The organism is Bordetella petrii (genome assembly GCF_017356245.1).
In the GTDB taxonomy this organism is placed as follows: Bacteria; Pseudomonadota; Gammaproteobacteria; order Burkholderiales; family Burkholderiaceae_B; genus Bordetella_A; species Bordetella_A petrii_D.
Genome location: NZ_JAFMZZ010000004.1, coordinates 349,678 through 364,407, shown reverse-complemented (window position 1 = coordinate 364,407; position 14,730 = coordinate 349,678). Strand labels below are relative to the sequence as shown.

The following is a 14,730-nucleotide window of genomic DNA, read 5'->3' as shown; positions in this document are numbered from 1 at the left end:
CATTTCACGGGAGAAAACCATGAACTTCAAGAACCTTCTGAAGGCCGTGCCCTTGCTGGCATGCCTGGGCATAGCCGGCGTGGCGCATGCGGATGCGCTGGCCAACATCAAGGAACGCGGCGCGCTGGTGTGCGGCACGCTGGGCACGTCCGAGCCCTTCAGCTTCCAGGACCCGAAAACCCGCCAGGTCGTCGGCTACGAAATCGACCTGTGCAAGGCGATCGCCGACCACCTGGGCGTGAAGCTGGAGGTGAAGATGATTTCGGTGGCCGCCCGCATTCCCGAACTGGCCGGCGGCCGGGTCGATGTCGTGGCCGCCAACCTGGGCTGGAGCCCCGACCGCGCCAAGCAGATCGACTACAGCTACCAGCACTATGTCAGCCCGCAAAAAATCCTGATCCGCCGCGAAGATGCCGGCACCCTGAAAACCAACGCCGACCTGGCCGGCAAGCGCGTCAGCGCCGTGGCGGGCTCGTCGTCGGAAGCCGGCGCCAAGCGCCTGATCCCGGACGTGACCACGGTTACCTTCAAAGACCCGCCGACCGCTTTCATGGCGCTGCAGCAGAAGAAGGTGTCGGGCTTCGTCGGCTCGGAACTGATGCTGCTGAAGTTCAAGCAGGACGCCGAATCGTCGCCCGTCAAGCTCGACATCATCGAAGACCCGCTGTTCGTCGAGCCCTGGGGCATCGGCATGGCCAAGGGTGAAGACGGCCTGCGCACCGAGGTGAATAAGGTGTTGTCCGGGCTGGAAGCCTCGGGCAAGATGCAGGTCATCTTCGACCGCTGGTTCGGCCCGGACACCAAGTTCCCGACCAAGCGCGTCTTCAAGGTCGAAGAAATCAAGGGTTGAGCCCGGCGGGGCGGGTAGCTGCTTATGAACTACACATTGGATTTCGGTGCGTTACTCAGTAACGGCTACCCGACGCTGATCCTGGGAGGGTTGGCGACGACCCTCGAAATGACCCTGCTGGCATGGCTGCTGGCCTTCGCGCTGGGCAGCCTGCTGGCGGTGCTGCGCATGCTGAACCTGCGCGCGCTGAACTGGCTGATCATGCTGTATGTGGCGTTCCACCGCAATGTGCCCATGCTGGTGCACATCCTGCTGTGGTACTTCGGCGTGGCGGCCATCGTGCCGCCGGCGCTCAATGACGCCATCAACATCATCGGCGGCGAATTCTTCTATGCCACCATCGCCATCGGCCTGGTCACCGCTGCCTACGTCAGCGAAGACCTGCGCAGCGCCATCCGGGCGATTCCGCGCGGCCAGATGGAAGCCGCGCGCAGCCTGGGCCTCAGCTACCTGCAGGCCATGCGCAAGGTGATACTGCCGCAGGCATTCAAGATCTCGATTCCCCCGCTCACCAACCAGACGCTGCTGCTGTTCAAGAACACCAGCCTGGCCATGGCCATCGGCCTGGTCGAGCTCACCGGCGCGGGCCGCGAGATCGAATCGGCTACCTTCAAGACGTTCGAGGCCTATCTGGTGGTTACGGTGCTGTACCTGGCGATTTCGCTGCTGCTGATGCTGGGCGGCGCGCTTCTATCCAAACGGGCCGCTTACGCGGCCAAAGCCCGGTAAGCCGCCATGCTGGACATACTTTCCGACAACTGGCTGCTGTTGCTGGTGGGCCAGTGGCCCAACGGCCCCATGGGCGGCCTGGTGGCCACCGTGGGACTGGCCCTGGTCAGCCTGGCACTGGCGTTTCCCATCGGGGTGCTGCTGGCCCTGGGGCGCATCAGCTCGCACAAGATTTTCTATTGGCCGGCGACGGCGGTGGTGTACGTGGTGCGCGGGCTGCCGCTCATCATGTTCATCTTCTGGGCGTACTTCTTCCTGCCGCTGCTGATCGGCAATACCGTCAGCGGCGTGGCTACCATGGCGGCCGCGCTGATCATCTACGAAGGCGCATACCTGTCCGAAATCATCCGCAGCGGCATCCAGGCATTGCCCGCCGGGCAGATGGAGGCGGGCCGTTCGCTGGGGCTGAGCCACATGCAGGCCATGCGCAAGATCGTGCTGCCGCAGGCGCTGTACAACACCATTCCCAGCATGCTCAGCCAGTTCATCTCGACGGTGAAGGAAACCTCGCTGGGTTTCGTCATCAGCGTGCACGAACTGACCTTCGCCGCGGCGCAGGTCAACAACATGCTGCTGACCAAGCCGTTTGAAGTGTTCTCGCTGCTGGCGCTGACCTACTTCGTGTTGAACGTGATTCTTACCGGGGTCGTCAAGCTGGTCGAGACCCGCATGGGCGGCACGCGCACCGTGGCGGCATAGGCACTAGGTATTTCCATGATCGAATTCAAGAACGTCAGTAAGTGGTACGGCGACTATCTCGCCCTGGACAACATCAATGCCACGGTGCGCCAGGGCGAAGTGCTGGTCGTGTGCGGGCCGTCGGGGTCGGGCAAGTCCACGCTGATCCGCACCATCAATCGGCTGGAACCCATCCAGAAAGGCAACATCCTGGTCGACGGGGTGGACGTCTACCGCTGCGGGTCGCTGGACGAAATGCGCAGCCACATCGGCTTCGTGTTCCAGCAGTTCAACCTGTTTCCGCACATGAGCGTGCAGGAAAACCTGATGATGGCGCCCGTGATGCTCAAGCGCATGGGCAAGGCCGAGGCGCGCGAGCACGCGCAGGCGCTGCTGGAACGGGTGGGCCTGGGCCACAAGGCGGGGGCCTATCCGGGCGAATTGTCGGGCGGCCAGCAGCAGCGCGTGGCCATCGCCCGCGCGCTGGCCATGAAGCCGCGCATCATGCTGTTCGACGAGCCCACCAGCGCGCTGGACCCGGAAATGGTCAACGAGGTGCTGCTGGTCATGAAATCGCTGGCAGCCGAGGGCATGACCATGGTGTGCGTCACGCACGAAATGAACTTCGCGCGCGACGTGGCCGACACGGTATGGTTCATGGACGCCGGCCGCATCGTCGAGCAGGCGCCGCCCGAAGAATTCTTCGCGCAGGCCCGGACCGACCGGGCGCGCAAGTTCCTGGCCGATATCAGGCACTGAGCCCGCCGCCACGCGAGGGCCGGGCTGCATCCAGCCCGGCCTGGCGGGTTCAAAGCAGCGTTTTCGAGTGCATCTCGACGCACTTGTAGAAAGTCTGCACCGACTCCAGTTCCAGCGCATCTTTGCGCGCGAAGAACATCAGCGGCGCCAGGCTGACCGGCCACTGTATATCCACCTGCGCAACCAGGCCGTATCGGCAGTATTCCTCGACGGCGGTGGCTGTTGAAATGGTCAGCAGGTTCGTCGCCGCGGCCAGATGGAAATTGGACACGAAAGACATCGATTCCACCGTCGGGAAGGGCGGAATCAGCCCTTTCTGTGAAAACGCCCGTTCAAATACCCGGCGGGCTCCCGTGCCCTGCGGCAGCAGAATCCAGCCTTCCTGCTGCAGTGTTTCCAGGGTGATGCTGGCGCGCTTGCGGATGGGGTGGTGTTTCGCGCAGGCGATTTTCATCGGGACATTGCATATGGTCTTGAATTCGATGTCGCTGCCTTGCAGGGCGTGAAACTCCGAACCCAGGCGCCCCATGGCGCAGTCGAAATCGCCGGTCGCGATGCCGGCGACCATTTCTTCGACCGTGCCTTCCACGAATTCAAAAGTAATGTCGGGCCGCGTCTGCCTCAGGGTGGCCAGGACTTTGGGTATCAGGTCGAGCAGGGCAAACGACAACGCCCCTATGCGCAAATGCGGGCGGGGCGGCGTTGCCAGAAATGTCGCTTCAACCCCCTGCAGCGCATTCAAGACAAGGCGCAGCCTTTCGCGCACGGCTTCGCCTGCCGGCGTCAGGCGGGCGCCTTGCTGGTCGCGCTCTACCAGCTTTACGCCCAATAGCGATTCCTGCTCGTGCAGCATCGCGGTCACGGCCGGCTGCGTGACGGACAGGGCATTCGCCGCCTGGCGCAGGGATCCGCTTTCGGCAACGATCTCGAGCAGCGCCAGGTGCCGTACTCGCAGCTTGGAAAGTCGGGAAGATATTGGACGGCTCATCATAAACCCTGTTTATCACGAGATCATATCTTCTGAATTTACTCTTATTACAGGCGTACCTACACTCGGACTCACTCTTTCAGCACCTGCAGTACTTGGCATAAAGGATGACTGTGATGAAACTGGAATTGAAGCCTTTGGCCGCTTCGATTGGCGCCGAGGTTCTGAATATCGATCTTTCCCAACGCCTCGACGCGGAGGCGGCACGGGCGCTCGATGACGCTTTCAACGAGCACAGCGTGCTGCTTTTCCGCGGCCAGAATATCAGCGAAGGAGAGCACATTGCCTTCAGCCAGCACTTCGGAAAGCTGGAAATCCATGTTTTGCGCCAATACCTGCTGCCGGATCACCCCGAGATCCTGGTGATCTCGAATATCGAGGAAAATGGCCGCGGCATCGGCATCAGCGACGCGGGCCAGTACTGGCACACCGATCTGTCCTACAAGAACAATCCCAGCCGTTGCTCCGTGCTGTATGCCCTGGAAATTCCGGCTCCTTCCGCGGAGAAAACGTACGGCGACACATGCTTCGTCAGCACCGTCGCGGCGTTCGAGGCCATGGACGACGAAATGAAGTCATACCTGCAGGGCCTGCAAGCACGCCACCATTACCAGGCGCGGTACCACAAGATGAAGGCCAGCAATCAGGCGCGGCAAGAACTGACGGAACAGCAGAAGAACGAAGTTCCGCCGGTGGTGCATCCGGTGGTGCGCACGCACCCGTACACGGGCAGGAAATCCCTGTATGTGAACGAGGGTTTCACAACGGAAATCGTCGGGTTGCCGGAGGCCGACGGCGAGAAGCTGCTCGGCCGGCTGTTTGCGCACTGCGCTCAAGAGAAGTTCATGTATCGCCATAAGTGGCGCAAGGGCGACGTTCTTATGTGGGACAACAGCGCCACGCAGCACCTAGCGATTGCGGACTACGCGCTGCCGCAGCGCCGGCGCATGCATCGGACCACCGTGGCGGGCTCCCAGGTTTTCTAGGCAGTGCCTCAGGCCTCGTTAAAGCGGCCTTTTGCGTCAGGGAAAATATCGCGCCGCCGCTTCGCCAGAAGAGGGCGGCGCGCCATCACACTAAATCCTGAAACGAAACGGAGGAGAGATGAAAGAGGCCCTATCGCGCTGGCTGTTGATGGCGCTTGGATTTTCGTTCGCCTGTACGGCTGCAGCCGCTTATCCCGACAAGCCGGTTACCCTGGTCGTGCCATTCGCGGCGGGCAGCGCCACGGACAGCGTGGCGCGCATTGTCGCCGACGGCCTGGGCAAGCGCCTGGGCCAGACTGTCATTGTCGAGTCCAAGCCGGGCGCCACCGGGCGCATCGGCACAGACTACGTGACAAAGGCCGAGCCCGACGGCTACACGCTGTTGATGGCGACAAGCGGCACGCTTGCGGTCAACCCGGCGCTTTACGACGATATTCCTTACGACTCGGTCAAGGGCTTTGCCCCGATCCTGCTGGTTGGCGAGGTGCCTTTTGCATTGGTGGTGAATAACGACCAGCCGGTCCAGTCGGTCCGGCAACTGATCGATCACGCCAAGTCGGCATCCAAGGACCTGTTTTTTGCCTATGCGTCGCCCACGGCGCAGGTTGCCAGCGAGATATTCATCCGGGATGCCGGATTCAATGCGATCGGCGTGTCGTACAAGTCGAGTCCCAAGGCGGCGCTGGGGCTGATCAGCAACGAAACCCAGTTCTACTTCATTGATTTCGGGACGGGCCTGGGCCACATCAAAAACCAGAAGATACGGGCACTGGCCGTCGCCGGAACCGCCACCGACCTGTTGCCCGGCGTGCCGGCCATCGGCGACACCGTGCCCGGCTTTTCAATAACCTCGTGGAACGGAATTCTTGCGCCGGCAGGAACGCCCGAGGCCATTGTGTCCAGGCTGAATCAGGAGTTGCGGGCCGTGCTTGGCGACGCCGACATCCGCGCCAAGCTGGGCAACATCGGCTTCCAGGTCCTGGGGACGGGAACGCCCGACGATTTCTCCGCATTAATAAAGACCGATCTGAAGAAGTGGAAAGACTGGGTCAAGGAACTCGATCTGAAGCTGTCTTGAGCCGTCCATCATCAAACCGCGCATCGGCAATGGCCCGGCCGGCGGCCGGCGCCATGGCATCCACAGCAAGGGGCTCATAGTGAAAACCGTTGCATGCCTGTTGGCCGCCGTACTGGGCTGTGCCGGCCTGCCCGCCGCATCCGGCGCGGCGCCTTTTCCGGCCAAACCGATCAGGCTGATCGTGGGCTATTCCGCCGGGGGCACCGCCGATGTTGTTGCCCGCGCCCTGGCCCAGGAAATGGGTAAATCCCTGGGGCAGCCTGTCGTCGTGGAAAACAAGGCGGGCGCCAATGCGCTGATTGCAACCAACGAGATCCTGCGGGCCGAGCCGGATGGATACACACTGTTGATGGCGTCCCTGTCGCACGTCGTGAACCCGATCCTGACTCCCGGCCAGGCAGGCTATGACCCGGTCAAGGATTTTTCGCCCATCTCGCGGGTGGGCGTGTTGCCGCTGGTATTGGCCACCGGCCATGAATCCCGCTTTCATTCCCTGGACGACCTCATCCAGCAGGCGCGCGCCCATCCGGGAACGGTCAGCTATGGATCCGCCGGCGTGGGCGGATCGGGCCATCTGGCCGGCGCAATGCTGGAACAGGCAACGGGAACCACCATGCTGCACGCGCCGTTCAAGGGAAATGCTCCCGCGCTGCTGGAAGTGATCGCGGGAAGGATTTCCTTCATGTTCTATCCGACCATAGGCATCGCGCAGCAAATCAGCGAAAAAAGGATCAGGGCCCTGGGCGTTGCCAGCAAACAAAGATTGCCGCAGTTTCCCGGCGTGCCCACCCTGGAAGAAGCGGGTTTCCCGGGTTTTGAAAGCACGGCGATATGGCTGGGCCTGCTGGCGCCAAAAGAAACACCGCATGCCGTCGTCGAGCAGCTGTCGCTGGCCGTTTCAAAAGCCCTGTCTGCTTCAGGCCTGAAGGCCAGGATTCAAGGCATGGGCGTGCAGCCCGTAGACGATACGCCGCAGGAATTTGCGAAGTTCCTGCATGAAGACCATGACAGGTGGCGTGCCGTCATTCAGAAAGCGGGGCTGCTGCCGCAGTGAGGCCCCGCATTGCGGCAATTGGCGCGAAAGCCCGGGCAACGGCCCGCCCTTCAAGCGCTGAGCCCGCCGCCGTAGGGCCGGGAAAAATCGCACACGTCGCGCGCGATGCGCGCGATTTCCTGGTAGAACATGGGGTTCGACTGCTTGGCGTACATGGCGCAGTACATCGACGTGGGCATCGGCTTGGTCGTGCGCGCCAGCACCAGCTTGCGGCTTTTGAACAGCTCGGAAAAATAGCCGGTGGCAATGCAGGCCACGCCGAACCCCGCCACCGTCAACCCCACCATGGCCTGCAGGCTGTTGATGGTGAACAGGTTCGACTGCGACGTGTACGGCGCCAGCCATTCGTCATAAATGGCGTTCAGGGCAGAATCCGGGTCCTGGCGGATGATGTTCATGCGCGAGATGTCTTCGGGCGTGTACACCCTGGCCGGCGAAATCACCGCAGGGCTGCCGGCCCAGCCGAAATCCACCTGCGCGATCGGCTCGATTTCCAGATAGGGATGGCGGATTTCCCAGTGCAGGATCGCCATGTCCAGCTGGCCGTTCAGCAGGCTTTGCTGCAGCTGCCAGGCCATGCCGATCTTGGGCTGCACGATCAGCTCGGGAAACGAGGTGCGCAGCGCCTGCATCAGCTGGGGCAGCCAGGTCATCGCCGTGATTTCGGTAATACCCAGCCGCAGCGAGCCCGAAAAGGGCTTGAAGCCCTTCATCTTCAGCAGCATCTGGTCGCGCCGGCCGAGCAGGTCGGCCGCCATTTCAAGCAGTTCTTCGCCGGTGCGGGTCAGGGTGGCCTTCTGGCCGCTGCGGTCGAAGATCTGGATGTTGAAGCTGGTTTCCAGTTCCTGGATGCGCTTGGTAATGGCCGACTGGGTGGTGTTGAGCCGTTCCGCCGCATTGGCGAAACCGCCCAGCTGCACCACCCAGTAAAGCGCCTCGATCTGCTTGAAGGTCAGCATCATGGCCTGTTTCCGCCGCTGTCCGAGCCGTACCGCCGCGCGGGCTTCAGTCGACCGAGGCGCCCGACCGCTTGACGGCCTTGCCCCATTTGCCGATTTCGTTGTCCACGAACTGCTTGCCCGCCGCCGGTTCATAGACCAGCGGCTGCGCGCCGCGGTCGGCCAGCGCGCGGGCCATGCCGCGCGACTTGAGAATGGCGTTGATCTTCTGGTTCAGATAGGCCACCACATCGGCGGGCGTTTGCGCCGGCGCGAACACCATGGCCCAGCCCACCGCCTCGAAGCCCGGCAGGGTTTCGGCCACGGTCGGCACATCGGGCAACTGCGGAATGCGTTCGCGCGTGGTCACCGCCAGCGGCACGGCCGCCTTGGAGGCGATATGCGGCAGGGCCGCCGTGACCGAGTCCACCATCAGCGGCACGTGGTTGCCCAGGAAATCCGCCTGGGCGGGGCCGCTGCCTTTGTAGGGGATGTGGCGCAGCTCGACATGGGCGTCCGCCTTGAACATCTCGGCCGACAGGTGCTGCGTGCCGCCTATGCCCGCGCTGGCGTAGGCCAGTTCATCGGGCTTGGCCTTGGCCTGCTGGATCAGCTGGGGCAGCGAGGTAATGCCGCTTTGCGGCGTGGCCAGGAAAATCAGCGGCACGGTGAAGATGCCGCCCACCGGCACGAAGTCTTTTTGCAGTGAATAGCCCGGGTTGCCGTACAGCGTCTGGTTGACCGCGGCGGCGCTGCCGCCCACCACCAGCGTGTAGCCGTCGGGCGTGGCGCGCGCGACATGCTGCATGCCGATATTGCTGCCCGCGCCGGCCTTGTTTTCCACGACCACGGGCTGGCCGATGTCTTTGGCCAGTTGTTCGGCCACCATGCGGGCAAAGATGTCGGTGGCCTGCCCGGGCGGGAAGGGCACCACCAGATTGACCGGCCGGTCGGGATACGCGGCGTGGGCCGCGCCGGCCGCGCTGATGAAAATGCCGGCGGCAAGGCCGGCAAGGCGTTTGAATTGCTGCGACATGGGGCTTCCCTCCTCGGATGCATACTTTGTATGGCCGGGATTGTAGCCGTGCGGCGCGCCGCCCACGCTGGCGGACGTGCCCGGATCGCGGCCTCAGGATGGCGGCGCCTGCCGGCCCGTTTCCGGAACCGCCAGCCCCATCGCGGTGAAGCCGCCGTCCACGGCGATGATCTGCCCGGTGACATAGCCAGAGGCCGTGTCGTCCAGCAGCCAGTTGATGGTGCCGCACAGTTCGCGCGCCTGGCCGTAGCGCCCCAGCGCCACGGCGCGGCGCCAGCTGTCGCGGGTGGCTTCGGAATGCACCGCTCGGGTCAGCGGGGTTTCGATGGGGCCGGGGGCCACGGCATTGACGCGCACGCCGAATTTCGCGAACTCTACCGCCATTACCTGGGTCATGGTGACGATGGCGCCTTTCGACGAGCCGTAGGCCACGCGGCCGTAGTTGCCGCGCAGGCCGGATACCGACGCGATGTGCACGATCGAGCCCGCGCCGCGCGCCCGCATCCGGCGGGCGACGGCGCGCGCGGTAATGAACGAGCCGATCACGTTGACGTCCAGGATGCGCCGGAAGGTGCTGACATCGGTATCCAGGCAGGCGACTTCGGCCGCGATGCCGGCCGAGTTCACCAGGCCCGAGACAGGGCCGAAGCCCGCCTCGCAGTCGGCCACCACCTGTTCGACGCGGGCCTCGTCAGTGACGTCCAGGGTTCCCAGCCTTAACTGGCCGGCAGAGCCCGCGCGCAGGCTGGTCCGCGCCGCCTCGATGCGTTCCGGCTGCACGTCCAGGGCCAGCACGCGCCGGCCCTGGTCGAGCAGCCCCTGCGCCAGCGCCAGGCCGATGCCCGACGCCGCGCCCGTGACGGCCACGATGCCGCCCTGATCTTCACTCGCTCCACCCATGCTGTGTCTCCCGCCTTGGCTTCAGTTGTGATGCAGGGTCTGCTCGACGATCCACTCTTCTATTACCGCCTCGACCGTCATGCAGGCCGGATTGCGGCCGCTGGTGAAGCGTCCGGCGTGGATTTTTCCCTGCATGTCCATGACGATGCCCGTGACATGCGCAACCGGGTAGCCGCCATCGTCGCAGCGGATCTCGCCGTTCATGTTCAGGATCTCGAGCGCCGGCCCTTCCAGTTCCAGGGTGTGCTGCGCGCCGCCGCATTGCAGGCTGCAATGCGCCAGGCTGCCCACGCTGCTGCGCACGATGGCGCGCGACAGCCCCGATTCAATAAAGGTTTTTTCCAGGCTTTGCACCAGGTCTTCGTTGGGGTGGATGCGTATGTAGAAAATCCGCCCGGTGCGGCCTTGTTCTATGACTGCCATGTCAGGCCTCCCGGTAGCTGGGCTGGAACACCGGCGTGCGTATCTCGGGATCGACGCCGATGACCAGGTTCATGTGGCCCAGGGTGTTCAGGTAGGCCACGCCGTCCTCGGCCAGGATGCAATGTTCGGTGAGGAAATGGCCGCCGATCAGCTCGCCGGAATCGGTGGTGACCAGGCCGTGGCAGTGGATGGCCAGCTTGCCCTGGTCCGTGGTGCCGACGGTTGCGCCGGCGCCCACCAGCATGGCGGTGCGGTCGAGATCCAGCGGAGTGGTGTAATGCGCCACCTGCTCGACTTCCGGGCTGGTGGTGATCAGGAAATAGCGCAGGCGGCTGAACACCGCGCGCTCGATATTGAGGGCGGCCGCGCTGGCGCCCGTGGCGGCCATGGCGCTTGCCACGCTGTCGTACAGGCTGGCGCCGCGGCGCAGGGTGAAGCGGTAGGTCTTTTGATTCCGGCCGGCCATCACGTCGCGCCTTGTGGGCGAAACGGGGCCAGGGTGTTTCAGCAACTGGACGGTAGATGGGGTAATCATCTTATTGCCTTCTTATGTCGGAACAAGGGCGGGTAGCCCTCAGGGTTGGGAAAGTGAACCTCGGTCGAGCAGCTCCTGGTAGATGATTTTCTTGGTGATCTTGCCGTAGCCGGATTTGGGCAGCTCGGGCCAGATCACGAAGCGGCGCGGGTGCTTGTAGCGGGCGATATTGGCGTCGAGCCAGGCCTGGAAAGCTTCCTGGTCCCATTGCGCGCCGTCTTTCAGTACGCCCACCATCACGCCTATTTCGCCCCAGGTGGGGTCCGGCACGCCCAGCACGCATACCTCTTTGATCAGGCCCGCGGCCAGGATTTTTTCTTCGATTTCGCGCGGATAGATATTGGATCCGCCCGAGATATACATGTCGGATTCGCGGCCGGTAATGTACAGATAGCCCTGTTCGTCCAGGTAGCCCACGTCGCCGGTGCGGAACCAGCCGTCGCGGAATGCCTTGCGGTTGGCTTCGGGGTTGTTGTAGTAGCCCGCGAACACCGCCGGCCCGCACACGCAGATTTCGCCCGGCTGCCCGGCGGGCAGCGGGTTGCCTTCGGCGTCCTGGATGCTGACCTCCATGCCCGTGCGCGCATAGCCGCAGGACCCCAGCCGCGGCATGGCCGCATCATCGGGCGAGTGATCGCAGGGCGGCAGCACGGTGATGTTGCCCGTTACCTCGCCCAGGCCGAAATACTGCACCAGTACCGGCCCCAGCTTCTGCAGCGCCAGTTTCTGGTCGGCCCGGTAGGTGGGCGCGCCCGCGTAGATGATGTAGCGCAGCGTGTCGTGCTTGTAGCGGTCGACGCTTTCGTGTTCGGTCAGCATCTTCAGGATGGTGGGCACCGTGAAGAAGTTGGTGACGCCATACCGCTCTATGGTTTGCCAGGCGGCCTCGGCCGAAAATCGGGCGCTGGTGGAAAAAATGGTGGTGGCCCCGCGCACCAGCTGGGCCAGGTAGTGGATGCCCGCCCCGTGCGACAAGGGCGCCACGACCAGGCTGCGGTCGTGGTGGGTGGTGCCCGGCATCAGGTCGCACAAATGGTTGGTCAGTACAAAGGCCATCTGGCCGTGGGTAAGCACCGCCGCCTTGGGCTTGCCGGTGGTGCCGGAAGTGAAGAAGAACCAGCACGGGTCGTTGTAGTCCACCCGCTGCGTCTGGTGAGACGCGCCGGCGGCCAGGCCGGCGTCGATGATGGCCTCGACGCCGCCGGCACCGGCCTGGGGCCCCATGCCGGCCACCAGCTTCAGCCCGTCCAGGCGCTGGGCCAGCCGGGCATGATCGGGGAAATCGGCGTGGCAGATAAAGGCCGACACGCCCGAGCTGCGGGCCAGGTAATCGACGTCATCCGGCGTGATGCGAAAGTTGGTGGGCACCCATACGCCGCCGATCCGGAACGTGGCCAGCATGACTTCCAGCAGTTCGCGGCAGTTGGGGGAATGCGTAAGAATGCGGTCGCCCTTGGCCAGGCCCGCCGCCTGGAAGGCGGCGGCCAGGGCCTGCACGCGCTGCTCGAGTTCGCGCCAGGTGGTGACCTGGCCGTCGATGATCAGGGCGGGTTCGCCGGGCAGCCGCGCGGCAGCCTGGCCAAGAAAGGTGGCCAGGTTCATGACCCGTTGCGACACTGCAGCCAGGCCCCCCGCCGGAGCATCTTGCTGCGCTGTCGTCATTTGATGCGCTCCAGGATGCTGACGTAATTGGCGACGGCCGCGCCGCCCATATTGAACACACCGGCCAGGCGGGCGCCGGGGATCTGCATGTCGCCGGCCGACTCTGTGAGCTGCATGCACGCCATGGCATGCATGGACACGCCGGTGGCCCCCACGGGATGGCCCTTGGCTTTCAGGCCGCCCGACGGGTTGACGGGCAGCCTGCCGTCTTTCTGGGTGATGCCTTCGCGCACGACCTTGTAGCCTTCTCCGCGCGCCGCCAGGCCCATGGCTTCGTATTCGATCAGCTCCGCAATGGTGAAGCAGTCGTGCGTTTCGACCAGGCTGAGGTCGTCCAGGGTGATGCCCGCCGCCTGCAGCGCCTGGCGCCAGGCCCGCGTGGCGCCTTCGAACGCCAGCGGGTCGCGGCGGCTGAGCGGCAGGATGTCGTTGACATGCTGCCGCGCGCGAAACCCGATGGCGCGCGGAAACTGGGCGGCCAGGGCTTCGTCCACCAGCACGATGGCGGCCGCGCCATCGGACACCAGCGAGCAGTCTGTGCGGCGCAGGGGCGCGGCCACATAGGGGTTCTTCTCGGACACCGTATCGCAGAACTCCACGCCGAGATCTTTGCGGATCTGCGCGTAGGGGTTGGCGACGCCGTTCTTGTGGTTCTTGGCCGCGATCATGGCCAGCTCGTGGCTGCGGTCGCCATAGCGCTTGAAGTATTCGCCGGCGATCTGGCCGAACACGCCCGCGAAGCCGCCCTTGATATCGGCTTCTTCTTTGCGGTAGCTGGCGTTCAGCAGCAAATCGCCGATTTCGGGGGTGGGGCGGCTGGTCATTTTTTCCGCGCCCACCACCAGCGCGATGCGGCCGCGGCCCGACTCAATGAAGTCCATGGCCGTGTACAGGGCGGCCGAGCCGGTGGCGCAGGCGTTTTCCAGGCGGGTGGCGGGCACATGGGCCAGGTCCGGGTCGGCCAGGGCCACCAGCGCGCCCTGGAAGTCCTGCTTCTGGAAGCCGTTGTTCATCACGCCGACGTAAATGCCGTCGACCTCTTTGCCGCTGATTCCCGCGTGCGCCAGCGCCGCGCCCGACACCTGGGCCATCAGGCTTTCGGTATCGGGGTCCGCCAGTTTGCCGAAAGGGATGTGCGACCATCCTGCAATTACTGCCTTGGTCATTGTGTCTCCTTGGGTGAATAGTGTCTTGTTGCTGATTCAGGCGTGGGCCTGCGTGTTGAATGCGCGCGGCAGCCCCCGTTTGCGCAAGTAGTCTTCCAGCGCCTCGGCTTCTTTTCGAAGCAGGCCGTACAGCTGCGCCTCGCGTTCGGGCGACATGCGGCTTTCGACGGTGGCGATGCTGTATGCGCCCACGACCTTGCCGTCCGGGTCGCGCACCGCCACGCCCAGCCCCCATGATCCCTTGAGCACCATGCCGCGGTTGATGGCGTACCCCTGGGCGCGGGTGTCGCGCACCTGCTGGGCCAGCGCTTCGCGCGTGTAGTGCGGGTAGACCAGCGTGATGTCCGCCATGTTCTGGTCGAGCAGGGATTCGACTTCGTCGTCATCCAGCGCGGCCAGCATCGACAGGCTGCCGCCGCCCACCCCCAGGGGATGGCGGTCTCCGGCTTGAAGAACGTGCGACTTCAGCGGATAGTTGCCTTCTTCACGTAGCAGGCACAAAGAATGAGAACCCTGGCGCAGCGAGAAAAAAGCGGCATCGCCTGTTGTGGCGGCCAGCCTCAGCACCGGCTGGCCCACGAAGTTGTGCAGGCCGAAGCGGTCGGACGCCACCAGCCCAAGGGCATAGCATTCCGCGCCCAGGAAATACCGGCGCGTCTGTTCGTCTTGCTGGACCAGGCCATCGGTGATCAGGGCGGTGGTAAGGCGATGCACCGTGGATTTATTCAGGCCCGTTTGCCGGCATATTATCGACAGGGCCACCCCTTGGTTGCGGCCGCGGGCAATGCAGCGCAACACACTGATCGCACGGTGTATGGCCTGCGACCCATTGGCACGTGCGGTATCAGAAGGAGAGTCCAGTAGTTCCATATGGTGGACCGTAAGAAATTTACTAATTGCCAATTCTACGCGCCGGCTTTATAAAATCAACGAAACCGACAGGCCAGG

The 14,730-nt window shown here is 63.9% G+C and carries 16 protein-coding genes; 7 read left to right on the top strand and 9 right to left on the bottom strand.

Going from position 1 to position 14,730, the window contains the following annotated elements; all coding sequences use genetic code 11:
- Positions 1-19 precede the first annotated feature (19 nt).
- The 4 genes from J2P76_RS19860 to J2P76_RS19845 are packed head-to-tail and all read left to right on the top strand — an operon-like array spanning position 20 to position 3,016.
- The gene (locus J2P76_RS19860) at positions 20-850 is read left to right on the top strand and encodes an ABC transporter substrate-binding protein (protein WP_207409573.1); all 831 of its coding nucleotides are present in this window, start codon (positions 20-22) and stop codon (positions 848-850) included.
- Between the two features lie 24 nt (positions 851-874).
- Positions 875-1,579 (top strand): amino acid ABC transporter permease, encoded by a 705-nt coding sequence (locus tag J2P76_RS19855; RefSeq protein ID WP_207409572.1) that lies wholly within the window; start codon positions 875-877, stop codon positions 1,577-1,579.
- Positions 1,580-1,585: 6 nt separating this feature from the next.
- Entirely contained in the window at positions 1,586-2,278 is a 693-nt protein-coding gene (locus tag J2P76_RS19850) for an amino acid ABC transporter permease (RefSeq protein WP_207409571.1), read from the top strand.
- 15 nt (positions 2,279-2,293) lie between these two features.
- On the top strand, positions 2,294-3,016 hold the full coding sequence (locus J2P76_RS19845; RefSeq protein WP_207409570.1) for an amino acid ABC transporter ATP-binding protein: 723 nt from the start codon (positions 2,294-2,296) through the stop codon (positions 3,014-3,016).
- A gap of 49 nt (positions 3,017-3,065) precedes the next feature.
- Here J2P76_RS19845 and J2P76_RS19840 read toward each other — a convergent pair whose 3' ends face one another.
- Positions 3,066-4,007, bottom strand: coding sequence for a LysR family transcriptional regulator (locus tag J2P76_RS19840; RefSeq protein WP_207409569.1), 942 nt, complete (start codon positions 4,005-4,007; stop codon positions 3,066-3,068).
- A gap of 113 nt (positions 4,008-4,120) precedes the next feature.
- On the opposite strand from J2P76_RS19840, the gene J2P76_RS19835 reads away from it, so the two are divergent.
- The 3 genes from J2P76_RS19835 (at position 4,121) to J2P76_RS19825 (ending at position 7,122) form a co-directional block, all read left to right on the top strand.
- The gene (locus tag J2P76_RS19835; protein ID WP_207409568.1) at positions 4,121-4,990 is read left to right on the top strand and encodes a TauD/TfdA dioxygenase family protein; all 870 of its coding nucleotides are present in this window, start codon (positions 4,121-4,123) and stop codon (positions 4,988-4,990) included.
- A 118-nt stretch (positions 4,991-5,108) separates the two neighbouring features.
- Complete coding sequence (locus J2P76_RS19830) at positions 5,109-6,068, top strand: Bug family tripartite tricarboxylate transporter substrate binding protein (protein ID WP_207409567.1); 960 nt, start codon at positions 5,109-5,111, stop codon at positions 6,066-6,068.
- Between the two features lie 79 nt (positions 6,069-6,147).
- Positions 6,148-7,122, top strand: a complete 975-nt coding sequence (locus J2P76_RS19825; RefSeq protein WP_207409566.1) for a tripartite tricarboxylate transporter substrate-binding protein — start codon at positions 6,148-6,150, stop codon at positions 7,120-7,122.
- Between the two features lie 50 nt (positions 7,123-7,172).
- Here J2P76_RS19825 and J2P76_RS19820 read toward each other — a convergent pair whose 3' ends face one another.
- From J2P76_RS19820 to J2P76_RS19785, 8 genes are all read right to left on the bottom strand, one after another.
- Entirely contained in the window at positions 7,173-8,084 is a 912-nt protein-coding gene (locus J2P76_RS19820) for a LysR family transcriptional regulator (RefSeq protein ID WP_207409565.1), read from the bottom strand.
- 43 nt (positions 8,085-8,127) lie between these two features.
- Positions 8,128-9,096 (bottom strand): Bug family tripartite tricarboxylate transporter substrate binding protein, encoded by a 969-nt coding sequence (locus J2P76_RS19815; protein WP_207409564.1) that lies wholly within the window; start codon positions 9,094-9,096, stop codon positions 8,128-8,130.
- 93 nt (positions 9,097-9,189) lie between these two features.
- Positions 9,190-9,996, bottom strand: coding sequence for an SDR family NAD(P)-dependent oxidoreductase (locus J2P76_RS19810; protein WP_207409563.1), 807 nt, complete (start codon positions 9,994-9,996; stop codon positions 9,190-9,192).
- Between the two features lie 21 nt (positions 9,997-10,017).
- The gene (locus J2P76_RS19805; protein WP_207409562.1) at positions 10,018-10,419 is read right to left on the bottom strand and encodes a PPC domain-containing DNA-binding protein; all 402 of its coding nucleotides are present in this window, start codon (positions 10,417-10,419) and stop codon (positions 10,018-10,020) included.
- Between the two features lies 1 nt (position 10,420).
- Positions 10,421-10,954, bottom strand: coding sequence for a hypothetical protein (locus J2P76_RS19800; protein ID WP_207409561.1), 534 nt, complete (start codon positions 10,952-10,954; stop codon positions 10,421-10,423).
- A 39-nt stretch (positions 10,955-10,993) separates the two neighbouring features.
- Positions 10,994-12,616 (bottom strand): acyl-CoA synthetase, encoded by a 1,623-nt coding sequence (locus J2P76_RS19795; protein WP_207409560.1) that lies wholly within the window; start codon positions 12,614-12,616, stop codon positions 10,994-10,996.
- Complete coding sequence (locus J2P76_RS19790; protein ID WP_207409559.1) at positions 12,613-13,782, bottom strand: acetyl-CoA acetyltransferase; 1,170 nt, start codon at positions 13,780-13,782, stop codon at positions 12,613-12,615. Before J2P76_RS19790 ends, J2P76_RS19795 begins: the two co-directional genes overlap by 4 nt.
- A 36-nt stretch (positions 13,783-13,818) precedes the next feature.
- On the bottom strand, positions 13,819-14,652 hold the full coding sequence (locus J2P76_RS19785) for an IclR family transcriptional regulator (RefSeq protein WP_207409558.1): 834 nt from the start codon (positions 14,650-14,652) through the stop codon (positions 13,819-13,821).
- Positions 14,653-14,730 lie beyond the last annotated feature (78 nt).